Genomic DNA, 24,693 nt, shown 5'->3' with positions numbered 1-24,693 from the left:
GGGTACGCGGTGGCACGCGGTGAACGTCTCGTGGGCGGGTGGTAGTTCCACGAGCCCGCGAGCCGTCACGGAGAATGGGCGCGTGCACTACGGCATCCTCGGTACCACCCGCGTCCTCCGCCCCGACGGCACGGCCGTCGCCCTCGGCGGGGCGCGGCTGCGCGCCCTGCTCACCGTGCTCGCGCTCCGGCCGGGCCGCACGGTCCCGGCCGGCGTGCTCGTCGACGAGGTGTGGGCCGACGACCCGCCCGCCGACGCCCAGGGCGCCCTGCAGGCACTGGTCGGCCGGCTCCGGCGCGCACTGGGGCGGGAGGCGGTGGTCTCCGCGGAGAACGGCTACCGCCTCGCCGCCGAGCCGGACACCGTCGACCTGCACCGCTTCGAGCGGCTGGCGGGCGAGGGCGTACGGGCGATGGCCGAGGGCGACGCGGTGAAGGCCGCCCCCCTCCTGGACGAGGCGCTCGCCCTGTGGCGCGGACCGGCCCTCGCCGACCTGCCGGACCGCGCCGTGGCGGCGGCGCGGTGGGAGGCCCTGCGCCTGGACGCGCGCAGGGCCAGGATCGAGGCAGTCCTCGTACAGGGCCGTCCCGAGGAGGCGCTGCCCGAACTCGCCGGTCTCTGCGCCGACCACCCGCTGGACGAGCCCCTCCAGGCCCTGCGGATCAGGGCGCTGCGGGACGCCGGGCGCACCGCCCAGGCGCTCGCCGCCTACGACGAGGTCCGCACCGTACTGGCCGACCGCCTGGGCGCCGACCCCGGTACCGCCCTGCGCGCCCTGCACGGTGAGCTGCTCCGCCAGGACGAGCCCGGACGGGCCCCCGCTCCCGGCCCCCGTACCCAGCCCCAGGGCAACCTGCGGGCCAGGCTGACCAGCTTCGTCGGGCGCGAGGCCGACCTCGCGGCCCTGGGCGAGGACCTGACCCGGGCGCGGCTGATCACCCTGCTCGGTCCCGGTGGGGCGGGCAAGACCCGGCTGTCCCAGGAGGCCGCCGAGACGGTCTCCTCCCTGTGGCCGGACGGCGTATGGCTGGCCGAACTCGCCCCGGTCGAGGACCCGGAGGCCGTGCCCGAGGCCGTGATCAGCGCGCTGGGCGCCCGCAAGACCGTGCTGCGCGGTGCCGGCGCCGAAGGGATCCGCGCCGTCGAACGCGGCTCCGGGGCCGGGACCGCGCTGGCCCATCTCACCGACCACTGTGCCCCGCGGCGCATGCTCCTGCTGCTCGACAACTGCGAGCACGTCGTCACGGCCGCGGCCCGGCTCGCCGACCACCTCCTCGCCCACTGTCCCGGTCTCACCGTCCTCGCGACCAGCCGTGAGGCGCTCGGCGTCCCCGGCGAACTGGTGCGCCCCCTGGGCCCGTTGCCCGACCCCATGGCCCTGCGCCTGTTCGCCGACCGAGGCGCCGCGGCCCGGCCGGGTTTCCGGGTCGACGCCGACGCCGGCACGGCCGCGGCCTGCGCGGAGATCTGCCACCGGCTCGACGGCCTTCCGCTCGCCATCGAACTGGCCGCCGCCCGGCTGCGGATGCTCGGCCCGCGCCAGATCGCCGACCGTCTCGACGACCGCTTCCGCCTGCTGTCCAGCGGGAGCCGCACCGTCCTCCCACGCCAGCAGACCCTGCGCGCGGTCGTCGACTGGTCGTGGGACCTGCTCGACGACGGCGAACGCGCCGTCCTGCGCCGGCTGTCGGTGTTCGCGGGCGGCTGCGACCTCACCGCGGCGGAGCAGGTCTGCTCCCTGCCGGGGGCGGAGACGGGAGACGCCCGCGACGTGGCGCCGCTGCTCGGCTCCCTGGTCGACAAGTCCCTGGTCGTGGCCGTGCCCGGGGACGACGGCGACATGCGCTACCGCCTTCTGGAGACCGTCGGCGAGTACGCCGCGGAACACCTCGACGCGTCCGGGGAGCGCGCCGCCGCGGAACGGCGTCACCTCGTCCACTACCGGGAGCTCGCCCGCACCACCGATCCCCGGCTCCGCGGATCGGAACAGAGGGCCGCGCTCGCCCTGTTCCTGCGCGAGTACGAGAACGTACGCACCGCCCTGCGGCGTGCCGTGGCCGCGCGGGACGAGCACGAGGCACTCTGCCTCGTGCACTGCCTCTTCTGGTACTGGCAGATGCGTGACCTGCGGACCGAGGCGCGCCTGTGGTCGGAGGCGGTCGCCGCTCTCGGCCCCGACCCGTTCACCGAACCCGCCGCGCCCGTCCCCTCGCTGTACGAACGCTGCACCGACCGCCCGCCGCCGATGCCGGAGGAGCAGCTGCAGGAGGCCCGGCGCGGGGTGCGGCTGGTCCAGCTGGCGAACATGGACCACAACGCCGACGAGTGGGTCACGGAAGCGGGGCTGGACCGGCTCCGGACCATCGCCCGCACCTACCGTCCGGGGCAGCCGCAGGCCTGCCGGACCCCGGGCTCACTGTGGCTGTTCGCCGTCATGTTCACCGGAGAGGTGGGCCAGTTCCGTGAGCTCCTGGACGGCAGGGTGCGTACCTGCCGGGACCTCGGTGACGAATGGGAGCTCGCCACCGCCCTCCATCTGCGCGCCAACGCGCTCGCCAACCGGCCCGACTGGGCCGGTGAGGCCGGGCGGGACGCCGACGAGAGCCTGGAGATCTTCCTGCGTCTCGGGGACGCCTGGGGTGCCGCCGAGGCCCTCGCCTCCAGGGGCGAGGCCAGGGAACGTGGCGGTGACAGCGCCGCCGCCGCCGAGGACTTCCGCGCGGGCATCGCCTACGCCGAACAGATCGGGGCGGACGCCCAGGTCGCGGTGTTGCGGTCCAGGTACGCGGGCGCCCTCTGCGACACCGGCCGTGGGGAGGAGGGGGAGCGCATCCTGCGCGAACTGCTCGCCGACGAACGCTGGTCCGGCGCCGAGGCCAGGCCCGTGGCCCGGATGCACCTCGCGATGTGGCTGGGCAGGACCGGCCGCGTCACCGAGGCGCGCGAGCACCTGGACGTGCTGCGCGAGCTGTTCGCGGCCGAAGCGGTGGCGCTCTTCGAGGGGTTCGTGCTGGGCATCCAGGCGTGGCTGGACAACCTGGAAGGGCTCTACGGCATCGCCCTGCCCAGGTCCGTACAGGCACTGGAGCGGTCCAGGGACACCATGTCGGAGATGGTCGCCCCGCACATGACCGCCATCCACCTCGTCACCGTCGCCTGGGCGCTCGCCGGCATCGGCGGGGAGAAGCGTGCCGCCGACGCCGCCCGGCTGCTGGGCCTCCACGCGAGGCTGCTCCCCGAGGGATACGTCCCCACGCAGTCGGAGCGGCTGAACCATTCCAGGGCGGAGGCCGTCGTCCGGGCCGGCCTGACGGACGACGTCGCCTACCGGGCCGCGTACGCCGAAGGCGGCGGCCTCACCCTGGAGGAGGCCACCGCCCTGCTGCAGGCGTACCTGGACGAGCAGTGACGTCAGGACTTCTTGCGGAACTTGGCCACCGCGAGCGGTGCCATCACCGCGGTGATCACCACGGTCCAGCCGAGCGTCACCCAGACCGAGTGGGCGAGCGGGCCGCCCATCATCAGGGCGCGGGCCGCGTCGGCCAGGTTGGACAGCGGGTTGTAGTCGGTGAACGTCTGGAGCCACCCGGGCATGGTCTGCGTCGGCGCGAAGATGGACGAACCGAACTGGAGCGGCATCAGCACGAGCATCCCCATTCCCTGGACGGCCTGAGCCGTCTTCATGGTCAGTCCGAGCAGGATGAAGATCCACATGATGGCGGCGCCGAACGCGGCCGACAGGGCGATCGCGCCGATCAGCCCGAGCACCGACTCCTGGAGCTCCATGCCGAGCGCGAAGCCCATGGCCAGCAGGATCAGCGTGGCGACCATCATCCGGCCGAGCTCGACCACGATCTTCGCGATGAGCACCGAGGAGCGGGCGATCGGCATCGTCCGGAACCGGTCCATGACCCCCTTGCGGAAGTCGTCGTTGACACCGGAGCCGACCGCCATGGCGATGTTCATGCCCATCATCGCCATCAGACCCGGGATCAGGTAGTTGAGGTACTCCTGCCGGCCGCCTCCCATGCTGCCGCCGACCGAGCCGCCGAAGACGTACACGAACAGCAGCGTGAAGATGACCGGCATCAGGAGTGCGTCGAACATCGACTCCGGATCCTTCTTGATCTGGAGCAGGTTGCGCCGTACGAGTGCCCCGATGTGCCGCAGGTTGTTCCGCAGACCGATCCGGCCCTCGTCGTGGAGCTTCGCGGAGGGCGCGGACGTGCCCGCGCCGGTGGGGGTGGGCGTCAGAGTCGTCGTGCTCATGCCGCGACCTCCTGGGGGTTCGTGTCGGTGACGGTGGCCTTGTCGCCCGTGATGGCCAGGAACACCTCGTCCAGGCTGGGCAGTGCGGTGGCGACGTGGGCGAGTGAGAAGCCCCGGGTGCCGAGGAGCCCGATGACCGCGGTCAGCTGCTCGTCGCTGAGGATCGGCACGTGGAGCAGCCCCTCGTCCGGGACCGCCTGGGCCCCCGCGACGCCGTCGAGACCGGCCTCCCGCACGGCCTGCGCCATCGCGGCCAGTTCGGCCGGGTCGGAGGGGCGGATCTGCAGGGTGCGCCCGCCGACCTTGGCCTTGAGCTCGTCCACCCCGCCGCGGGCGATGATCCTGCCCTGGTCGATGACGGTGAGCTCGCTGGCCAGCTGCTCGGCCTCCTCCATGTACTGGGTGGTGAGCAGCACGGTCGCCCCCTCCGCGACCATCCGCTGCACCTCGTCCCAGACCTCGTTGCGGGTGCGGGGGTCGAGCCCCGTCGTCGGCTCGTCGAGGTACAGGACGGCCGGGCTGCCGATCATGGACGCCGCCAGGTCCAGCCGGCGCCGCATGCCGCCGGAGTAGTCCATCGCGGCCTTCTTCGCCGCGTCGGTGAGCGAGAAGCGCTCCAGCAGCTCGTCGGCGCGGGCCCTGGCCTTCTTGCGCGGCAGGTCGAGCAGGCGCCCGATCATGTAGAGGTTCTCCCAGCCGGAGAGCTTCTCGTCGACCGAGGCGTACTGCCCGGTCAGGCCGATGGTGCGGCGCAGCTGGCGCGGCTGCTTCACCACGTCGTAGCCCGCCACGACCGCGTGCCCGGCGTCGGGCTGGATCAGGGTGGACAGGCAGCGTACGAGGGTGGTCTTGCCGGCACCGTTGGGACCGAGCACGCCGAGGACGGTTCCCTCGCGTACGTCGAGGTCCACGCCGTCCAGTGCCTTGGTCGTGCCGTAGTGCTTGACCAGCCCCCGTACCTCGACGGCGTTGGTGCCGCCCCTGATGAGGTTCTTGTCGTTTCGCGTCATGCAGACCATCACACCAGCGCTCACCGACAAGTCACCGACATGTCGGTGACAGCAGGCGACAGCCCGCCGATGGGGGAAGTCGGCGGGCTGTCGGTGGTGCGGCAGTGGTCAGCGGTGCGTCAGTGGAAGGTGTGCTCCGGCGCGGGGAAGGTGCCGCCGACGACCTCTTCGGCGTACTCCCTGGCGGCGTCGGTCATCACCTGACGCAGGTCGGCGTACTGCTTGGTGAAGCGCGGCACCTTGCCGCCGGTCAGCCCGACCATGTCGGTGTAGACGAGCACCTGGGCGTCCGTCTCGGGCCCGGCGCCGATGCCGACGGTCGGGATGTGCAGGATGCGGGTCACCTCGGCGGCCAGCTCGGCCGGCACGAGCTCCAGGACGACGGCGAACGCGCCCGCGTCCTGCACCGCCTTCGCGTCGCGCAGCAGCTGCTGGGCGGCCTCCTCGCCGCGGCCCTGGACGCGGTAGCCCATCGCGTTGACGGACTGCGGGGTCAGGCCGATGTGGCCCATGACCGGGATTCCCGCCTCCACGAGCAGCCGGATCTGTTCGTGCGAGCGCTCGCCGCCCTCCAGCTTGACCGCCCCGACACCGGAGTCCTTGATCAGCCGGGTGGCGTTGCGCAGGGCCTGGACCGGGCCTTCCTGGTACGCCCCGAAGGGGAGGTCGGCGACGATGAGGGCGCGCTTGGTGCCCCGTACGACGGCGGCCGAGAGGATGGCCATCTCGTCCATCGTGACCGGGACGGTGGTCTCGTAACCGAGGTGGCAGTTGCCCATGGAGTCGCCGACGAGCATCACCGGGATGCCGGCCTCGTCGAAGACGGACGCGGTCATCGCGTCGTAGGCGGTGAGCATGGGCCACTTCTCGCCGCGCTCGGTGGCGGCGGCGATGTCGTGGACACTGATGCGGCGGGTGCTCTTGCCCCCGTACAGGGCCTTGCCCGCACCGGGAGTGGGGCCCGCGGGGGGAGTGGCGGGCTGGTTCTGCGCAGCCTGAAGCGACATGGCCAACGGCTCCTTCGTCATCTCGAGGCGCCCTGACGGCGTCCCCGGATCCCTTCCATGGTGGCATCCCGCGGCCGTTCCCGTGAAGTGGGCCCACCGGCGGCGCCCGAACGGCGGCACCGGTGAACGGTGCGGGGCGACCGGGTAAAGACTTTCCAATACGAGACGGTCTCGTATCGGAATGCGGATAAAGTCGTGGCCATGTCCATACCGTCCGGCGCTCCCGCCGCCGCGCCCCGCGTCCCGGAGGCGGTCCACCGCCGCCGCTGGGCCATCCTCGGCGTCCTCATGTTCAGCCTGCTCATCGTCGTCCTGGACAACTCGATCCTGAACGTCGCGGTCAAGACGATCGCCAGCCCCGCGCCGACCGGCATCGGCGCCACCCAGAGCGAGCTCGAGTGGGCGATCAACTCCTACACGCTCGTCTTCGCCGGGCTGCTGTTCACCGCCGGACTGCTGGGCGACCGCATCGGCCGCAAGAAGGTCCTGCTGGCCGGCATCCTCGTCTTCGGCATCGGCTCCGGCCTCGCCGCGCTCTCCACCACACCCGGTGAACTCATCACCTGGCGCGCGCTGATGGGCTTCGGCGCGGCGTTCGTGATGCCCGCCACCCTCGCCGTCCTCATGAACGTCTTCGAGCGCGACGAGCAGCCCAAGGCCATCGGCATCTGGGCCGGCAGCGTCGGCCTCGGCATCGCGATCGGACCGATCACCGGCGGCGTGCTCCTGGAGCACTTCTGGTGGGGCTCGATCTTCCTGGTCAACGTGCCCGTGGTGGTCGTCGCGCTCGTCGCCATGGCCCTCCTCGTGCCCGACTCCAAGGACCCCGCCCCCGGCCGCGTCGACCCGCTCGGCGTCGTCCTGTCCATCGTCGGCCTGGTCCTGCTGGTCTACGGCATCATCCGCGGCGGCGAACTCGCCTCCTTCACCGACGTCACCGTCCTCGCACCGCTGATCGGCGGCCTGCTGGTCCTGACGGCCTTCGTCTGGCACGAGAAGCGCAGTGACCACCCGTCGATCGACATCTCCTACTTCAGGAAGCCGGCCTTCTCCGCCGCCGTCGCCGCCATCGCGCTGGTCTTCTTCGCGCTGATGGGCGTCACGTTCTTCTCCGCCTTCTACCTCCAGAGCGTGCGTGGTTACACCGCGCTGCAGTCCGGGCTGCTGATCCTGCCGCTCGCCGCCGCCCAGATGATCTTCGCTCCGCGCGCCCGCCTGGTCGTGGACCGGTTCGGCGCCCGCGCGGTCTGCACGGCCGGCATGCTGCTCGTCGCCGCCGGTCTCGCGGCCTTCGCGCTGTTCGGCGCGGACACGCCCCTGTGGGTGCTGTGCGTGGTCTTCTTCGTCCAGGGCACCGGTATGGCCCACATCATGCCGCCGGTCACGGTGGCCGTGATGCAGGCCCTGCCCCGCGAGCGGGCCGGGTCGGGCTCCGCGATCAACAACACCTTCCGCCAGGTCGGCGGGGCGCTCGGCATCGCCGTACTCGGCTCGGTGCTCTCCACGGTCTACCGGGGCGACATCGAGGGCCACCTCGGCGCCGTACCGGCCGGTGCGAGGGACGTCGCCGGTGAGTCCATCGAAGCCACCCTCGGCGTCGCGGAGAAGCTGGGCCCCGCGGGCAAGCCGCTGGTCGCGGCGGCGAACGACGCCTTCATCGGCGCGATGCACGTCACCGCGCTCGGCTCGGCCGCGGTCGCGCTCATCGGCGCCGTCGTGGTGGCCGCGTTCCTCCCGGGCAGGCAGCCGGCCCAGGACGCCGGTCGGACGCGCGGCGGAGCCCCGGCCGAGGAGCCGGTGCACCAGCGCTGACCCGGCCCCGCCGTTCGCCCCGGCACCCGCCGGTCGGCGAGAATCGGGACGGACGGCGGAACAGTGAACGGCGGACAGGCGCAGCGAGAGGCGGCCCACGTGGGTCAGGCGGCACAGAACCCGGCACGGGACGAGGCCGGGGGCCGGGCACAGGGCCCCGCCGATGACCGGGCCGCCCCGCCCGCCCCGCCCTGCCAGGAGGCGGAGCCCCGCCGGGGCCGCCCCCGCAGCGCGGCCGTGGAGCGGGCGATCCTGGACGCCGTCGTCCAGCTGCTGGAGGCCGGGGAGACCCTCGACGGTCTCTCCATCGAACGCATCGCCCGGACGGCGGGGGTGGGCAAGGCCACCATCTACCGCCGCTGGAGCGGCAAGGAGGAGCTCTTCGTCGACGTCCTGCGCGACATCGAGCCCGCCGATCCCACCGTCTCCGGCGACGCGGGCCTGGACGACCTGCGCGTGCTGCTGGAGTCCATGCGTACGCGCGGACTCGCCCAGCGGTCCTCCGCCCTGCTGCACAACGTCTTCGTCCAGATGAAGAAACACCCGCGGCTGTGGACCGAGTACCAGGCCACCGTCATCGCACCCCGGCGCGTCGCGATGCTGGCCGCCGTCCGGCGGGCGGTGGACGCGGGTGAGCTCCGCGACGACCTCGACGTCGAGCTCATGGACGACCTGTTCCTGGGGCCCATGCTCGTACGCACCGTCCACCGTCCCGAGGCGCCCCTGCCCGAGGACCTCGCCGACCGCATCATCGGCACCCTGCTCCAGGGCCTCGCGCCCCGGGCGGCGGAACAGCAGATCACGGCCGGTGAGCCGAAGGCCACGCCTGTGTGATCGTTCTGTCACAAGCCGTACGTCCACCCGTCCCGCCGGAACCCACCACGCCGCTTCGGTCGTCCTGATGGCAGTACGGCCGTCGTCGACGGCGGGAATGAGGTCACCCATCGCCTAGGGTCGTGAGGCGCGGTGATGTGTAAGGCAAGGCAGTGAGGACGAGCGCAATGGTGCAGGCGTACAGGGCGGACACCGAGAACGCCGGCGTGGGTCCGCGGCCGGACACCCGCTTCCAGGCCCTGCGCCGCAGACTGACCTCCGACCTGGGCATCTGGCGGCGCGGGATCCTCCTCGCGCTCTGCTCGGTGCTGCTTACCCTCGTGATGGTCTTCCACGCCGAGATCCCGAACGCCATCGGCAACCTCGGCAGCCTCATCGAGACCTTCCTGCCCTGGTTCGGCGTCCTCGTGCCGCTGCTGCTGGTCCTGGGACTGGTCCGGCGCTCCGCCACCGCGCTGATCGCCCTGGTCCTGCCGGTCGCGGTCTGGCTCAACCTCTTCGGCGGCCTCCTGTTCGCCGACAAGTCGGGCACCGGCGGCGATCTCACCGTCGCCACCCACAACGTCAACGCGGGCAACCCCGACCCCGCGGGCACCGCCCAGCAGGTCGCGGGTTCCGGCGCGGACGTCGTCGCCCTCCAGGAACTGCCCGGCGGCAAGGTCGCCGCCTACGAGGACGCGCTCGCCGACCGCTACCCGTACCACTCGGTACAGGGCACGGTCGGCCTGTGGAGCAAGTACCCGGTGTCGGACTCCCGCCCCGTCGACATCAAGCTGGGCTGGACCCGCGCGATGCGGGCCACGGTCACCACCCCCGAGGGCCGGATCAAGGTGTACGTCGCCCACCTCCCCTCCGTGCGGGTCAAGCTGCACGCGGGCTTCACCGCCAACCAGCGGGACGACAGCGCGGACGCGCTCGGCGAGGCGATCGCCGACGAGCCGCTGGACCGGGTGGTCCTGCTCGGCGACCTGAACGGGACCATGAACGACCGCTCGCTGAACGCCGTCACCGCCCAGATGCGCTCCACCCAGGGCGCCGCGGGCGACGGCTTCGGCTTCAGCTGGCCCGCGGCCTTCCCGATGGCGCGGATCGACCAGATCATGGTCAGGGGCGTCGAGCCCATGGCCTCCTGGACCCTCCCGGCCACCGACAGCGACCACCTCCCGATCGCGGCCCGTGTGCGGCTCGGGACCGAGTAGGCTCGCCCCCATGTCCAGCCCCGAGTCCGACAGACTCCGGCCGCCGGTTCGCCGGTGGCCGGCCCGTGACGCCGCAAGCCTCTGACCCCAGCGGTCACCCGGCTTCCCCCGTCGCGCCGTCGGCACCGCCGGATCCTCCTCGGCGGTGTGGGCCGATCCTCATGTCCCGTGGGAACACCGGACATTCCACCGTGTCGCCGTCCTCGCGCTCCCGCGCGTGACGACGGGCGCGGCCCGCATCCCCTGCACACCGCTCGTTCCTCCGACGGTTCCGCACAAGGGGTTCCTTCTCATGCCATTCGCTGTGTACGTGCTCGGGCTGGCCGTCTTCGCCCAGGGCACATCGGAGTTCATGCTGTCCGGCCTGCTCTCGGGCATCGCCGGTGACCTGGACGTCTCGCTGGGTGCCGCCGGGCTGCTGACCTCGGCCTTCGCGGTCGGGATGGTGGTGGGCGCGCCGCTCACCGCCCTGGCCGGCCGCGCCTGGCCCCGCCGGCGGGCGCTGCTGTTCTTCCTCGGCGTCTTCGTCGCCGTCCACGTCGCCGGCGCCCTGACCTCCAGCTACGGGGTGCTGCTCGCCACCCGGGTGGCCGGGGCGCTCGCCAACGCCGGCTTCTGGGCGGTGGCGCTGGTGACCGCACTGGCCATGGCCGGTCCGCACCAGCGGGCGCGCGCCACCGCCGTGGTCGTCGGCGGGGTCACCGTCGCGTGCGTGGTGGGCGTCCCGGCGGGGGCGGCACTCGGTGAACTCTGGGGCTGGCGCTCGGCGTTCTGGGCCGTCGCCCTGGTGTCCGTACCCGCGGCGGTCGCGCTGCTTCTCGCCGTGCCGAAGGGCCGGACCGACGGAGTGCCGCAGGTGAGCGCGCGCAGTGAACTGCGCGCCCTGGCCCGGCCCCGGCTGCTGCTGACCCTGCTGGTGATGGCGCTCGTACAGGGCGCGACCTTCTGCACCTTCTCCTACCTGGAACCGCTGGTCACCCGGGTCACGGGCTTCGGCGCGGGGTGGGTGCCCCTGGTGCTCGCGCTGTTCGGCGTCGGCTCGTTCGCGGGTGTCACCCTGGCCGGACGGCTGGCCGACGCCCGCCCGCACGCGGTCGCGGGGATCGGCATGGCCGCGCTGGCGCTGGGCTGGGCCGCCCTCGCCCTGACCGCCGCGCACCCGGCCGCGGCCCTCGCCCTGGTGCTGCTCCAGGGCGCGCTGGCCTTCGGTACGGGGACGACACTCATCACCCGGGTCTTCCATCTGGCCCCCGACGCCCCCACCCTGGCGGGCTCCTTCGCGACGGCCGCCTTCAACGTCGGTGCCGCGGCCGGTCCTTGGCTGGGCGGCCTGGCCCTCGGCGCCGGCCTCGGCTTCCGCGCACCGGTCTGGGTGAGCGCCCTGCTGATGTGCGCGGCCCTCGCGGCCGCGGGGGCGCTGTCGGTGTCCTCGGGGCGGGTCCTGCCGGCCCGCGCCGAGGCAGGCGCACCCACCGAGTGACGCCCAGATCACACCCCGGCGCAACGGCATGTTCACGTCCGGGCATAAAACGTCTGAGAGACTTTGTTCCGACGGGATACATAACCCGTTCCGGCAATGAAGCCGACGCTCCCGCACTCACACCACCGCCACCCGGATCCGAACGGTCCGGGCGGCCCCTGCCCGAAAGGTTCTCCCCATGCCCCTGGCCCTGCTCGCCCTCGCTGTGAGCGCCTTCGGCATCGGCACCACCGAGTTCGTGATGATGGGCCTGCTGCCCAACGTCGCGGACGATCTGGGAACGTCCGTGCCCACCGCCGGTTACCTCGTCTCGGCGTACGCGATCGGCGTCGTCGTCGGTGCCCCGCTGCTCACCGGTCTCGGCTCCAGGATCCCGCGCAAGCGGATGCTCCTGCTGCTGATGGCCGTCTTCACGGTCGGCAACGTCGCCTCCGCCTTCGCCCCCGACTTCGGCTGGCTGCTCGCAGGCCGCTTCCTGGCCGGGCTCCCGCACGGCGCGTTCTTCGGGGTCGGCGCCGTCGTCGCCGCCCGCCTCGTGCCGGACGGCCGGCAGGCACGCGCGGTCGCCACGATGTTTCTCGGCCTGACCGTGGCCAACATCGTGGGCGTACCGGCGGCCACCCTGCTGGGACAGCACCTCGGCTGGCGCGCCACGTTCATGGTCGTCGCGGTGATCGGGCTGGGCGCGATGGCCGCGCTCGCCCGGCTCGTACCGCAGATCCCCGTCGAGGCGCACCAGAACGTACGCCGTGAACTGAGCGCGCTCGGCAACCGGCAGGTCATGCTCGGCCTGCTCACCGCCGTCCTCGGCTTCGCGGGTGTCTTCGCCGTCTACTCCTACCTCTCCTCGATGACGACCGAGGCCATGGGCTTCGGCGAATCCTCCGTGACGCTCGTCCTGGCGCTGTTCGGCATCGGCATGACGCTGGGCGCGCTGGCGGCTGGACCGCTGACCGACCGGGCGCTGCGTCCCACCCTCTACGGGTCGCTCGGGGCCCTGGCCGTCGTCCTCGTCGTCTTCCCGTTCACCGTGCACGTGCAGTGGGCGGCCCTGGTCATGGTCGTGCTGCTCGGCGGCATCGGGTTCATGACGACCACGCCGCTCCAGATGCTCGTGATGAACAAGGCCAAGGACGCGCCCACGCTGGCCTCCGCCTCCAACCACTCCGCCTTCAACCTCGCCAACGCGGGCGGGGCCTGGCTCGGAGGGGTCGCCATCGCGGCGGGCTGGGGCTGGACGTCCCCGGCCCTGGTCGGCGCGGTGCTGGCCGTGGCCGGCCTCGCCGTTGCGGTCACGGCGGGTTTCCTGGACCGGACCCCGGGCACCTCGCGGGTCGTGGCGTCCGGCGCCCGGACCGAGACCCGTGAGTACGCGGAGGCACGCTCCTCCGAGGCCTGAGCCGGACGGCCCTGTCGCTTCCCCACGCGGGGCGACGGGCCCTGGAACACGACGGCGGCGGGGACGCGCGATGCGCCCTGCGACCGGGAGCTGGAACACGACGGCGGCGGGGACGCGCGGTGCGCCCTGCGACCGGGAGCTGGAACACGACGGCGGCGGGGACGCGCGATGCGCCCTGCGACCGGGAGCGTGATGCGGCCCTCGCCTCACGACGGCGGTCCGGTGGGGGCGCGCGACGAGCGCTCCCACCGGACCGGACTCAGCCGGGCCGCCGTCAGCAGTCCCGCCACGGCCGCCACCGGCAGCAGCAGCCGTACGTCGACCACCGCGACCAGCCCTGCTCCACCCGCCAGGGCCACCGCGTTCGGCACGGTCATCAGGGAGCCGGCCGCCGCGGCTGTCCTTCCCAGTACGGCGTCCGGCGTCTCCCTCTGCACCGCCGTCATCGCCGCGATCAGCACGCAGGGCAGCCCCGCGCCGATCGCCACGCTCGCCGCCAGGGCCACCACGTCACCGCCCAGCGCCCGTGCTCCCACGGCCACCGCGAACACCGCGATGCCCGCCGCCGCGAAGGACCGCTCCGGAAACCGCCGCAGCAGGGGGCCTGCCAGCAGCCCGACGGCGACGGAACCCGCGCCCTGGAAGGCGTACAGCACTCCGGTGTACGCCGGGGGACGGCCCAGCGTGTCGTCCACCACGGCGTACACCGACGCCCCGTTGAGCCCGGCGAGCAGCATCGTCAGCGCCCCGGCGTACACCAGGGGCCGCAGCACCGGCGAGGCGCGCAGCAGCCGTATCCCCGCCGCCGTACCGCCCCACCCGGCCTCCCGGGCCTTCTCGCGCGCTCCGGCGGACTCCTCGATCCGCAGCCGCGCGAAGACCAGGGCGGCCAGGGCGAAGGTCACCGCGTCCAGCACCACCACCGGGACCGCCCCGTAGCGGGCGAACAGTCCCGCGCCCACGAGAGGCGCGAGCAGTTTCATGCCCTCGTTCGCCGTCGTACGCAGCCCGTTGAAGTCACCCAGCAACCGCGCGTCGACGGCCCGGGCGACCAGTGCGGCCTCGGCCGCGTCCAGGAGCACACCGCTCGCCCCGTAGACGCACAGGACGGCGAAGAGCGCACCGATCCGGTGGCCCGGGCCGACGAGGAGCAGCGAGGCCATCAGGCCCGCCATCCCCAGGTTCACCGTGATGAGCAGCAGTCTGCGAGGGACCAGATCGGCCACCGCGCCGAGCGCCGGGCCCGCGAGCACCGGCGCCCACATCGCGCACACCGTCAGGGCGGCCAGAGTGTCCGACCCCGTCGCCGACTTGACCCAGATCCCGGCGGTCAGCCACATCGCGGACGTGCCGAAACCGGACACGAGCAACCCCGTCAGGCACAGCAGGGCCGTGCGATCCCGTACCACCGCACCCGCAGCCATCCCGGCCTCCCCGCACCCGCCTCGACCGCGCTCCCGGACGGGGCGCCTCGTCAGGCCATGCTGCTGACTGAGGCGGGGCGGGGGCATCGGGAAGATGCCCTAGGTGTGGCGCCACGCGAGTCGGACGAAGGCCGCCGGCCCGCACTGTGTGGGGACCGGCGCCCGCGCCGGCTCAGCTCGACTCGCGCCACCGGTTCGTGATCGGGAGCCGGCGGTCCTTGCCGAAGCCCTTCGGCGAGATCTTCGTGCCCGGCGGGTACTGCCGCCGCTTGTACTCCGCCGTGTCGACCATCCGCAGCGTCTTCGTCACCAGCGTGTCGTCGAAGCCCGCCGCCACGATCGCGTCCCGGCCCTGGTCACGGTCGACGTACATCTCCAGGATCCGGTCCAGCACGTCGTAGTCCGGCAGCGAGTCCGTGTCCACCTGGCCCGGGCGGAGTTCGGCGCTCGGCGGCTTGGTGATGGACGCTTCCGGGATCGGCGGGGTCTGCCCCCGTTCCTCCGCGGCCCGGTTGCGCCACTTCGCGAGGCGGAAGACCGACGTCTTGTACACGTCCTTGATCGGCCCGTACGCGCCGACGGAGTCCCCGTAGAGCGTCGAGTAGCCCACCGCCAGCTCGGACTTGTTGCCCGGCGCGAGCACGATCTGGCCCTCCTGGTTGGAGAGGGCCATCAGCATCGTGCCGCGCAACCGTGACTGGAGGTTCTCCTCGGCCAGCCCGGTGAGCTCCAGCGACCCCATGTACGCGTCGAACATCGGCTCGATCGGTACGGTACGGAAGTTCAGTCCCGTGCGCCGGGCCAGCTCGGCCGCGTCACCTTTGGAGTGGTCCGAGGAGTACTTCGACGGCATCGAGACGCCGTACACGTTGTGGGCCCCCAGCGCGTCGCAGGCGATCGCCGCCACGAGTGCGGAGTCGATGCCCCCGGAGAGCCCGATCAGGACACTGCTGAAACCGTTCTTCGCGGCGTACGCGCGCAGCCCCACGACCAGCGCCGAGTACAGCTCCTCGTCGTCGTCGAGCCGCTCGGCGTAACCGCCGGTCAACTCCGGCGCGTAGGCGGGGAGCGGCTCCTCGCTCAGGACCACGTGGTCGATCCGCAGCCCGTCGTTGACGACCCCCGAGGGAGGCTCGGGCGGAGCGGCCGGGAGATCCAGGTCGATGATCACGCTGCCCTCGGAGAACTGCGGGGCGCGGGCGACGACTTCGCCGTCCTTGTCGACGACGATCGAGTCCCCGTCGAAGACCAGCTCGTCCTGGCCGCCGGTCATGGCGAGGTACGCGGTCGTGCAGCCGGCCTCCTGGGCGCGCTTGCGGACCAGCTCCAGCCGGGTGTCGTCCTTGTCCCGCTCGTACGGGGAGGCGTTGATCGACAGCAGCAGTCCGGCGCCCGCCGCGCGCGCGGCTGGGACACGGCCGCCGTCCTGCCAGAGGTCCTCGCAGATCGCGAGCGCCACGTCGATGCCGTGCACCCGCACCACGGGCATCGAGTCACCGGGCACGAAGTACCGGAACTCGTCGAACACGCCGTAGTTGGGCAGGTGGTGCTTGGCGAAGTTCAGCGCGACCTTGCCGCGGTGGAGCACCGCGGCGGCGTTGCGCGGGGACCCCGCGGGCTGACCGTAACGCGCCGCGGCGTGCTCGGAGCGGTCGAGGTAGCCGACGACGACGGGCAGTTCCCCGAAACCCTCGTCGGCGAGGCGTCCGGCGAGCGCGCGCAGCGCCTGCCGTGAGGCCTCGACGAACGAGGAGCGCAGGGCCAGGTCCTCGACGGGATAGCCGGTCAGCACCATCTCGGGGAACGCCACCAGATGGGCGCCCTGCTCGGCGGCGTGCCGGGTCCAGTGGACGACCGACTCGGAGTTGCCGGCCAGGTCGCCGACGGTCGCGTCAATCTGATTCAGTGCGAGACGTAGTTGAGGCACGCCGCCCAGTGTAATCGTCTGATTGACGCGATGTCCGGCCGAGCGGCTCATCCCCGGCCGGAACTGTGCGCGGAGGTCTCCCTGCCGGGCGGCGCGCCCCGGCCGGTACTCCGCGCTGCGGCCTCAGCGCAGGTAGCCGAGGACCGTCATCATGCCCGCTTCCGAGTGGTAGACGTTGTGGCAGTGCAGCATCCACAGGCCCGGGTTGTCCGCGTCCAGATCGACCGTCAGTGAACGCCCCGGCAGGACCGGGGCGGTGTCCTTCCGGGCACCCAGCCCCGCCCCCCGGCCCGTGCCGCCCAGCGCGAACGTGTGGCCGTGCAGGTGGATCGGGTGCCACATCGGGGTGCGGTTGGCGAAGACCAGCCGCACCCGCTCCCCGGCCCTGACGGGCTGCCGCACCGCCGGGTCGTACCGCTTGCCGTCGAAGGCCCAGTTGTACGCCTCCATGGAGCCCGTGAGCTTGAGCCGTACGGTCCGGTCGGGCTCGCGGGCCGCCAGGGCCACCGACTCGTCAGGGACGAGACGGGCGGCGTCGAGCATCTCGCCGTCCAGCTCCCCGGGCCGTACGCCGGCCGGCGGCAGGTCGCCCGAAGCCGTCCGCAGCACGGCCTGCGCCGATGCCCCCTTGCCCTCGGCGAGCGCGGTCAGCGGGAACACCCCGTCCCCCGCCGTCACCAGCACGTCGTAGCGCTCGCCCATGCCCAGCAGCAGCGCGTCGGTGTCGGTGTGCCGCACGGGGAATCCGTCCGTGTGCGTCACCGTCATCCGGTGGCCCCCCAGCGCCAGCCGGAACGCGGTGTCCCCTCCGGCGTTGATGACACGCAGCCGGATGCGGTCCCCCGGGCGGGCCTCGAACACCGAAGGGGACTGCGCCCTGCGGCCGTTGACCAGGTAGTGGGGATAGGCGACATCGCCCGCGTGGCCGCCCAGCAGGTCGCTGCGCGCGCCCTTCAGCAGCCGCGAAGGACCGTCGGCGGAGGTGGCCGCCGTACCGTGACCGGCGGCTTCGTGACCCGCCGCGTCGTGACCGGTGGCCCGGCCCTTGGTGAGTTCGGCCAGCACTGCCTCGGGGGTGGAGCCGTCCACCCCGTCGAGCCAGTCGTCGAGGACGACCACCCACTCCTTGTCGTACGCGAGCGGTTCCCTCGGGTCGTCCACGATCAGCGGCGCGTACAGTCCCCGGTCGAGCTGGACCCCCGAGTGCGGGTGGATCCAGTACGTCCCGGGGCGGGTCACCGCGAAGCGGTAGGTGAATGCCGCGCCCGGTTCGATCGCCCGCTGGGTCAGCCCCGGCACCCCGTCCATGTCGTTGCGGAGGGAGAGGCCGTGCCAGTGCATCGAGGTGGACCGGGGCAGATGGTTGGCGAGGGCGAGTTCCAGGGTGTCACCCGCCGTGACCCGGATCGCCTCACCGGGCAGGCGGTCACCGTAGGACCAGGTGGGGACGGTGAGGCCGTCGCCCAGGTCGATGCGGGACGCGGTGGCGGTGAGGGAGACCTTGCGCAACGGGCCGGCGCCCCGCCGGGCCTCCGTGTCCACCACCTCCGGCCCGTCGGGCGCGACGTAGGGGTCGGCGGCGCGCGCGGTGGAGGGGGTGCGGCGGAGGGCTGCGTGGGCTTGCGGGGCGACGGCTGCTGTTCCCGCCAGGGCGATACCGGCACCGAGCACGGTGCGACGCGTGGGCATTTCAGACATATTGCGCACCGTACCCCGGTCGGGTATAGGGGGTCGGTCGTGACACCCGGTCGGGCGGGCAGGGGTGCGGGGCGGCCTCGGCACCGCGTCGGGCGACCGGGCGCTCGCGACGGCCGGGCGGTCGATGGGGCGGGGGTGGCCGGGGCGGCCGCCGTCGGGAACGGAGGCGGAGCGGCCCGTGGCCCGTGGCCCTTGGTCCGTGGCTCTTGGTCCGTGGCTCTTGGTCCGTGGCCCTTGGTCCGTGACGCGGGGCGGCCCGGCGTTCTCGTCCGGGTGAGATCGCCGGGCCGATGCGGGGGCGGAGCGGTACCGGCGCCCGCGGCGGGCGGGTGCCGGGGGAGCGGGCGTGCGGCGCGGGAGTCAGGCCTGGGAGTAGACCCTCTCCGCCCAGCCTGCGACCTGCTCGTCCGACAGATGCAGCGCCAGGTCTGCCTCGCTGATCATGCCGATGAGCTTCTTGTTCTCGACGACCGGGAGGCGGCGGATGCGGTGGCTCTGCATCTCGTCCAGCACCGCGTTCACGTCGGCCGTCGACTCGATCCAGCGCGGCGTGCCGTCGCAGAGTTCGCCCGCCGTCACGTTCGACGGATCGTGCCCCGACGCCACGCACTTGATCACGATGTCGCGGTCGGTGATGATCCCGACCATCCGGTCCTGCTCGCCGTTGGCGGAGACGGGGAGCGCCCCCACCTTGTGGTCCCGCATCATCTGGGCGGCGCGGTCGAGCGTCTCGTGGGCGGGGATCCAGTGGGCCCCGCTGTGCATGATGTCCTTGGCCGTGGTCATGAGGTTGCCTCCTGCGTGCCCGTGGGCACTGGTGTACGACCCCGAGTGCCTCCATGGTCCCGCTCCTGCCCGGCGCACGCGAGTGCTGTCACCCGTACGGGCGTACGCCGGGCGGCGGCCGGTCCTCAGGGGCGCGGGGCGGCACCGCGGGCGGCCAGCATGTCCGCCATCAGGTCCAGCTCGGACTGCTGTGCCTCGACCATGCCCTGGGCGAGCCGCTTCTCCGCGGGCACGGTGCATCGCGTGGCGCAGCCGCGGGCCATGGCGACACCGCCCTCGTGGTGGTCGGTCATCAGTTGCAGGAAGAGGATCTCGGCCTGCTCGCCTCGGGCCCCGCGCAGCCGGTCGAGCTCGGTCCTGGTCGCCATGCCGGGCATGAGCGCCCCGTCGTGGTCCATGCCCTCCATCCCGTGCATGTCGTGCCCGCCGTGGCCCTCCGGCATCCACGCCATCGGGCCCCGCCCGTCGGGCGCCGTCTTGGGAAGCTCCCACAGGTCCAGCCAGCCGAGCAGCATGCCCCGCTGGTTGGCCTGCGTGTTGGCGATGTCGTACGCGAGCCTCCGGACGTCCTCGTCCTTCGTCCCGTCCCGCACGACGAAGGACATCTCCACCGCCTGCTGGTGGTGGACGGCCATGTCCCGGGCGAAACCCGCGTCCGCCGAATCGGCGGACGGGGCGCGCGGACCGGCCGGGGCCCCGTCACCCCGCGCGGAGGCGACGGTCGCCGCACCCGCGAACAGCAGGGCGAGCGCCACGGCGGAGCCCGCGACCCACCGCGCGCGCCGGCTGAGCGCCGCGCTCACCCGTCCACCCCGCCGGTGCAGGGCGCGCCCGGCTCGGGCGTCTGCGCGCCCTGGACGTACTTCGCGAAGAACCTCGCCACGCGGGGGTCGTCCGCGCTGTCGACCGTGACCTGCTTGCCCCAGGCGCTGAGCATGATCGCCCCCTCCTGCCCCTCGTACGGGGACATGATCGAGAACGGGGTGCTCTTCACGCGCGACGTGAGGGCGGCGAGGTCGTCCGGGGAGGCCTTCCCGTTGTGCGTCACCCAGACCGCACCGTGCTCCAGCGCGTGCACGGCATTGACGTTCGGGACGGCCTTTTCGTATACGACGCCGTCGCAGTTCAGCCAGGCCGGGTTGTGGTCACCGCCGACGGGCGGCTCCATGGGGTACGTCACGTCGGTCGTGACGTGGTTGCGGGTCAGCTTCTTCGCGTCCCACGTCTTCTCGCCCTCGATGGGCTCGGCCGCGAGCTTCTTCTTCTCCTGCTCGGTCTGCTTGGAGTCCTGGGCCTGGCTCTCCTCCTGCTTCTCCTTGGCCTCGGACTTCTCCAGGAGCATGTACGAGCCGAATCCCAGCAGCCCGGCCACCACGACGGCGCTCACGCCTATGGCGACGACCTTGTTCCGGCGGTCGCGTGCGCGGTCGGCGTTGCGCATCTGCTCTATGCGGGTCCTGCGGTCGAAGCTCATGAGGTCGGGTCCTTCTGCCAAGGGGTCGGGAGGGACGGGTGCGGAGCGTGGAGAACCTGGGCGCACAGGGCCACAGGAGAGCGGCAGCGGCCCTTGCACACCACGGGCGCCGATCGTAGTGGGTGGCCGCGTGCTCTCTCTCACACCGTGTGCGTAATCTGGGTGAAATCCCGGGTCGTGATACTGAGGTGTCCCCCCTACCCCGGGCGGTGGTGCACGGACCGTCTGAACTGCAAGGATGTGGCTATGGACAAGCAGCAGGAATTCGTCCTCAGGACGCTTGAGGAGCGCGACATCCGCTTCGTACGGCTGTGGTTCACCGATGTTCTCGGTTACCTCAAGTCCGTCGCCGTGGCCCCGGCCGAGCTCGAACAGGCCTTTGACGAGGGCATCGGCTTCGACGGCTCCGCGATCGAGGGCTTCGCCCGTGTATACGAATCGGACATGATCGCGAAGCCGGACCCCGGCACCTTCCAGATCCTTCCCTGGCGCGCGGAGGCCCCGGGCACGGCGCGGATGTTCTGCGACATCCTGATGCCGGACGGTTCGCCCTCCTTCGCGGACCCGCGGTTCGTCCTCAAGCGCATCCTCGCGAAGACCTCCGACCTGGGCTTCACCTTCTACACCCACCCGGAGATCGAGTTCTTCCTGCTGAAGAACAAGCCGGTCGACGGGAGCCGCCCCACCCCGGCCGACAGCTCCGGCTACTTCGACCACACCCCGCAGAACGTCGGCATGGACTTCCGCCGCCAGGCGATCACGATGCTCGAATCGATGGGCATCTCGGTCGAGTTCAGCCACCACGAGGGCGCCCCCGGCCAGCAGGAGATCGACCTCCGCTACGCGGACGCGCTCTCCACCGCCGACAACATCATGACGTTCCGCCTGGTCATGAAGCAGGTCGCCCTGGAGCAGGGCGTGCAGGCCACCTTCATGCCGAAGCCGTTCTCGGAGTACCCGGGCTCGGGCATGCACACCCACCTCTCGCTCTTCGAGGGTGACCGCAATGCCTTCTACGAGTCGGGCGCCGAGTACCAGCTGTCGAAGGTGGGCCGGTCCTTCATCGCGGGCCTGCTCAAGCACGCGGCGGAGATCTCCGCGGTGACGAACCAGTGGGTCAACTCCTACAAGCGCATCTGGGGCGGTTCCAGCCGCTCCGCGGGCGCCGGCGGCGAGGCCCCCTCGTACATCTGCTGGGGCCACAACAACCGCTCCGCGCTGATCCGCGTCCCGATGTACAAGCCCGGCAAGACGGGCTCGGCGCGCGTCGAGGTCCGCTCCATCGACTCCGGAGCCAACCCCTACCTGACGTACGCGGTGCTGCTCGCCGCGGGCCTCAAGGGCATCGAGGAGGGCTACGAGCTCCCGGCCGGCGCCGACGACGACGTCTGGGCCCTCTCGGACTCGGAGCGCCGCGCGATGGGCATCGAGCCGCTCCCGCAGAACCTGGGCGAGGCGATCTCGCTGATGGAGAAGAGCGAGCTGGTCGCCGAGACGCTGGGCGAGCACGTCTTCGACTTCTTCCTGCGCAACAAGAAGCAGGAGTGGGAGGAGTACCGCAGTGAGGTCACGGCCTTCGAGCTGAAGAACCTGCTGCCGGTGCTGTAAGCGCACCTGCTGTACGCGAGCGGCTCGGGTCCGGCGGAACGACCACCGCGGGCCCGGGGCCGCTTTCGTCCGCGAGGGCTGCCCGCTCTCGCAGCAAGGCTTCGGACCCGATGCCCCGGGCGCCAGGCCGTCCGACCCGTGCGGCCGGGGGTGCGCTTCAGGGGCGAGTCAGCGAGGCCCGCATGGCGGCCATGAGCTTCTGGCGGGCCTCCCGGAACATGCGCCGAGCCTGTGCGCACTCAGGGGCGTCACGTAGGTGACCGGCAGCCACTGCGTCCCGGTACAGCACCAGTTGGTGGGCGGCGTCCTTGGCGCATTCGGCGACCTCCGGTGTGGCGAGCAGCTCCAGCTGGTACTGCTTCGCGTGCACGCCGTAGGTCAGGAAGGCGGCGCGAGCGAGCTGGGCTCGCTCGTCCACGGGCAGGTGCTCCGACCGGCTGGCGTCGCTTATGGTGTCGCGGGCCTCGGTCAGAGCCTCCAGGAACTGGGCAGCCGTCGTGCGCAGGGTCTCCCTGTCCTGCTCCCCGGCGTTCCGCCGCCAGGTCACTCGCTCCGTGACGAGTGTGCTGCCCACCCCGATGACCGCTCCCACCGCTGTGGCGACCAACGCTGTCCACTCCATGACGGGGAGACTACGAGTCGGCCGCACCGGGCCGCCAGGTTTCGCGCCGGTCCTCCGGCAGAGTTGCCCGGGGCCGCCCGCGTCACTCGCCCCGGGCCGGCTGCTGGGCGTCCCGGGCCGTGTCGGGGCTGGGCAACTGCGCAGTGCGCACCTCCGGTTCGGTGGTGCGGCGGGCGCCGATGGCCGGGGCGAGGAAGACCGCCACCGCGACGAAGCCCAGGACGACGATCATGGCGGAGCGCAAGCCGTAGTGGTCACCCAGGAAGCCCAGGCCGGGGGGTCCGACGAGGAAGGCGATGTAGCCGATCATCGCCACGAGGCTGACGCGGGCCGCCGAGTCGGGGCCGGAGTCGCCGGCCGCCGAGAGGGCCACAGGGAAGCCGAGTGAGGCTCCCAGGCCCCAGAAGAGCACCGCCGCACCGGCGAGTACGGGGGAGTCGGCGAAGATGACGAGCGTGAGTCCGACGGCCGCCGACACCGCGCTGGCCCGGACGACGGGGGTGCGGCCGAAGCGCTCGATGAAGAAGCCGCCGCCGAAGCGGCCGATCGACATGGCGGCGGCGAAGCCCGCGTAGACCGCCGAACCCAGGGCGGGGTCCACTCCGTGGCCGTCGACCATGAGCAGCGGCAGCCAGTCGTTCGCGGCGCCCTCGGCCAGTGCCATGGCGAGGATGATGCCGCCGATCAGCAGCAGGCGACGGTCCTTCCAGACCGCCGGGCGGGCCTGTACCGTGCCGCCCCCGGCCGCCCGGGCGCCCTTGGTCAGGCCGACGCCGGAGGGGATGGCACGAAAGGCGTACGCGAACATTCCGGCGGCGACGACGGCCACCGCGGTCAGGTGCCACATCACCGGGAACTCGACGGCGGTGCACAGGATGCCGACGACGGCTCCCACCACGGTGCCCAGGCTGAAGAAGCCGTGCAGGGTGGGCAGCACCGTCCGTCCGGTGAGCTGCTCGACCTCCGCGCCGTCGATGTTGACCGCGACCTCGCCGCCTCCCATACCGGCGCCGGACAGGAACAGTCCGGCGGTGACCATGGGGGCGGAGGAGAGCAGGGCGCCGCAGCCGATGACGGCCAGTCCGACGATGACCACGACCGTGCCCACACCCATGACCGGCCTCGTGCCGAACCGCGCCACCAGCGCCCCGGAGCTCAGGATGCCGAGCATCGAGCCGACGGACAGGCCGAAGAGGACGAGGCCCATCTGCGCGGTGGAGGCGCCCAGTTGGTCCCTGATGTCGGGGGTCCGTGTCACCCAGGAGGAGATCGACAAGCCGGGCACGAGGAAGAAGAGGAACAGCGCCGTTCGGCGGCGGCGGGTGGCCAGGTCCATCAGGTACGTGTCTTTCACGAGGTACGCGGAAGGGTGTGGGTCACCCGGGTTTTGTGTGTACGAACGTACACTCCCGGCTCGAACAGGGGAAGCGGTGCACGGCGGGTCCCCGTACCGCCGTCCGGTCCTCCGGGATGCGGTTCAGGGCGTGCGGGGGTGCGAACCCGGGCAGCCGTACTCGTACGCCGTGGGCGGTCCACGCCCCGCTGCCGAGCTGAGGAGGGACGGCGCATGACGACGCTGGCCGTGACCGGGCACATCGACCTGACCGAGGAGACCGTGCCGCTCGTACGGGCCGCGCTGCGGGAGGTGCTGGCGCCGTACAGCGAGGACCTCACGGGGGTCTCGTGCATCGCCGCCGGGGCCGATTCGCTGTTCGCGGAGGAGGTCTCCGCGATCGGGGGCCGGCTGGTCGTGGTCGTCCCGTCCCTCGACTACCGCAGTGCTGTGGTGCGGCCCGAGGACGCCGCGGTCCACGACCACCTCAACGAGACCGCCGTGGAGGTGGTGACCCTGCCGTTCGAGATCGCCGACCGCACCGCGTACGAGGCGGCCAACGCCGAACTGCTCAAGCGGGCGGACCGGCTCGTCGCCGTGTGGGACGGAACGCCGCCGTCCGGGAACGGCGGCGGGACGGCGGACCTGGTCGAGGAGGCCAGGCGGACCGGTGTGCCGGTCGACGTGGTCTGGCCGGACGGCGCCGCGCGACGGGGCTGAGGCCGTACGGAGGAGGCCCGGGGCGTGCGAGGAAGTCCTCGGGCGGCGGCGCGTGGGGAGTACGGGCGCCGCTGTCCCGTCGATGTCGCCG

19 protein-coding genes are annotated in these 24,693 nt (G+C 72.3%); 8 read left to right on the top strand and 11 right to left on the bottom strand.

The features are described from left to right. Positions 1–82 precede the first annotated feature (82 nt). Complete coding sequence (locus tag ACFYQ6_RS02345; protein WP_388759881.1) at positions 83–3,409, top strand: BTAD domain-containing putative transcriptional regulator; 3,327 nt, start codon at positions 83–85, stop codon at positions 3,407–3,409. A gap of 2 nt (positions 3,410–3,411) precedes the next feature. On the opposite strand, the gene ACFYQ6_RS02340 is transcribed toward ACFYQ6_RS02345, so the two are convergent. The 3 genes from ACFYQ6_RS02340 to panB all read right to left on the bottom strand — a co-directional run bounded on the left by ACFYQ6_RS02340 (position 3,412) and on the right by panB (position 6,286). Continuing rightward, positions 3,412–4,269, bottom strand: a complete 858-nt coding sequence (locus ACFYQ6_RS02340; RefSeq protein WP_361570637.1) for an ABC transporter permease — start codon at positions 4,267–4,269, stop codon at positions 3,412–3,414. Further along, a complete protein-coding gene (locus ACFYQ6_RS02335) occupies positions 4,266–5,288 on the bottom strand; it encodes an ATP-binding cassette domain-containing protein (RefSeq protein ID WP_361572346.1) in 1,023 nt (340 codons plus the stop codon). The genes ACFYQ6_RS02340 and ACFYQ6_RS02335 overlap by 4 nt, the downstream gene beginning before the upstream one ends. A gap of 110 nt (positions 5,289–5,398) precedes the next feature. Further along, positions 5,399–6,286, bottom strand: a complete 888-nt coding sequence (panB, locus tag ACFYQ6_RS02330) for a 3-methyl-2-oxobutanoate hydroxymethyltransferase (RefSeq protein ID WP_361570634.1) — start codon at positions 6,284–6,286, stop codon at positions 5,399–5,401. 201 nt (positions 6,287–6,487) lie between these two features. On the opposite strand from panB, the gene ACFYQ6_RS02325 reads away from it, so the two are divergent. The 5 genes from ACFYQ6_RS02325 to ACFYQ6_RS02305 all read left to right on the top strand — a co-directional run bounded on the left by ACFYQ6_RS02325 (position 6,488) and on the right by ACFYQ6_RS02305 (position 13,010). Further along, entirely contained in the window at positions 6,488–8,098 is a 1,611-nt protein-coding gene (locus tag ACFYQ6_RS02325; protein WP_361570632.1) for an MFS transporter, read from the top strand. 99 nt (positions 8,099–8,197) lie between these two features. After that, complete coding sequence (locus ACFYQ6_RS02320; protein WP_361570629.1) at positions 8,198–8,932, top strand: TetR/AcrR family transcriptional regulator; 735 nt, start codon at positions 8,198–8,200, stop codon at positions 8,930–8,932. 167 nt (positions 8,933–9,099) lie between these two features. Then, on the top strand, positions 9,100–10,131 hold the full coding sequence (locus tag ACFYQ6_RS02315; RefSeq protein ID WP_361570626.1) for an endonuclease/exonuclease/phosphatase family protein: 1,032 nt from the start codon (positions 9,100–9,102) through the stop codon (positions 10,129–10,131). Between the two features lie 292 nt (positions 10,132–10,423). Continuing rightward, on the top strand, positions 10,424–11,611 hold the full coding sequence (locus ACFYQ6_RS02310) for a Cmx/CmrA family chloramphenicol efflux MFS transporter (RefSeq protein ID WP_361570623.1): 1,188 nt from the start codon (positions 10,424–10,426) through the stop codon (positions 11,609–11,611). 178 nt (positions 11,612–11,789) lie between these two features. Continuing rightward, positions 11,790–13,010: an MFS transporter gene (locus ACFYQ6_RS02305; RefSeq protein ID WP_361570620.1), complete on the top strand. Its 1,221-nt coding sequence runs from the start codon at positions 11,790–11,792 to the stop codon at positions 13,008–13,010. 206 nt (positions 13,011–13,216) lie between these two features. Here the strand turns inward: ACFYQ6_RS02305 and ACFYQ6_RS02300 are convergent, their stop codons facing one another. From ACFYQ6_RS02300 to ACFYQ6_RS02275, 6 genes are all read right to left on the bottom strand, one after another. After that, the gene (locus tag ACFYQ6_RS02300; RefSeq protein ID WP_388759875.1) at positions 13,217–14,434 is read right to left on the bottom strand and encodes an MFS transporter; all 1,218 of its coding nucleotides are present in this window, start codon (positions 14,432–14,434) and stop codon (positions 13,217–13,219) included. 172 nt (positions 14,435–14,606) lie between these two features. Continuing rightward, positions 14,607–16,361 (bottom strand): NAD+ synthase, encoded by a 1,755-nt coding sequence (locus ACFYQ6_RS02295; RefSeq protein WP_388759872.1) that lies wholly within the window; start codon positions 16,359–16,361, stop codon positions 14,607–14,609. Positions 16,362–16,484: 123 nt separating this feature from the next. Next, complete coding sequence (locus ACFYQ6_RS02290; protein WP_361570612.1) at positions 16,485–18,059, bottom strand: multicopper oxidase family protein; 1,575 nt, start codon at positions 18,057–18,059, stop codon at positions 16,485–16,487. A 360-nt stretch (positions 18,060–18,419) separates the two neighbouring features. Further along, on the bottom strand, positions 18,420–18,845 hold the full coding sequence (locus tag ACFYQ6_RS02285) for a CBS domain-containing protein (RefSeq protein WP_361570609.1): 426 nt from the start codon (positions 18,843–18,845) through the stop codon (positions 18,420–18,422). 125 nt (positions 18,846–18,970) lie between these two features. Then, positions 18,971–19,648 carry a DUF305 domain-containing protein gene (locus ACFYQ6_RS02280; RefSeq protein WP_388759868.1) on the bottom strand — a complete coding sequence of 226 codons (678 nt, stop codon included), beginning with the start codon at positions 19,646–19,648 and terminating at the stop codon, positions 18,971–18,973. Continuing rightward, positions 19,645–20,319, bottom strand: a complete 675-nt coding sequence (locus ACFYQ6_RS02275; protein WP_361570604.1) for a DUF3105 domain-containing protein — start codon at positions 20,317–20,319, stop codon at positions 19,645–19,647. Before ACFYQ6_RS02275 ends, ACFYQ6_RS02280 begins: the two co-directional genes overlap by 4 nt. A gap of 246 nt (positions 20,320–20,565) precedes the next feature. Between ACFYQ6_RS02275 and glnA the strand changes: the two genes are divergently transcribed. Then, a complete protein-coding gene (gene glnA / locus ACFYQ6_RS02270; RefSeq protein WP_014156604.1) occupies positions 20,566–21,927 on the top strand; it encodes a type I glutamate--ammonia ligase in 1,362 nt (453 codons plus the stop codon). A 157-nt stretch (positions 21,928–22,084) separates the two neighbouring features. On the opposite strand, the gene ACFYQ6_RS02265 is transcribed toward glnA, so the two are convergent. Both ACFYQ6_RS02265 and ACFYQ6_RS02260 read right to left on the bottom strand, forming a co-directional pair. After that, positions 22,085–22,549 (bottom strand): hypothetical protein, encoded by a 465-nt coding sequence (locus ACFYQ6_RS02265; protein WP_361570602.1) that lies wholly within the window; start codon positions 22,547–22,549, stop codon positions 22,085–22,087. Positions 22,550–22,631: 82 nt separating this feature from the next. Further along, positions 22,632–23,885 carry an MFS transporter gene (locus tag ACFYQ6_RS02260; protein ID WP_388760907.1) on the bottom strand — a complete coding sequence of 418 codons (1,254 nt, stop codon included), beginning with the start codon at positions 23,883–23,885 and terminating at the stop codon, positions 22,632–22,634. Between the two features lie 231 nt (positions 23,886–24,116). On the opposite strand from ACFYQ6_RS02260, the gene ACFYQ6_RS02255 reads away from it, so the two are divergent. Continuing rightward, positions 24,117–24,602: a hypothetical protein gene (locus tag ACFYQ6_RS02255; RefSeq protein ID WP_361570599.1), complete on the top strand. Its 486-nt coding sequence runs from the start codon at positions 24,117–24,119 to the stop codon at positions 24,600–24,602. The last annotated feature ends 91 nt before the right edge of the window (positions 24,603–24,693 follow it).

It is taken from the genome of Streptomyces sp. NPDC005494, assembly GCF_042872025.1.
Classification (GTDB): domain Bacteria; phylum Actinomycetota; class Actinomycetes; order Streptomycetales; family Streptomycetaceae; genus Streptomyces.
Note: the sequence above shows the minus strand (reverse complement) of the source record. Positions and strands in the feature narration are given on the sequence as shown.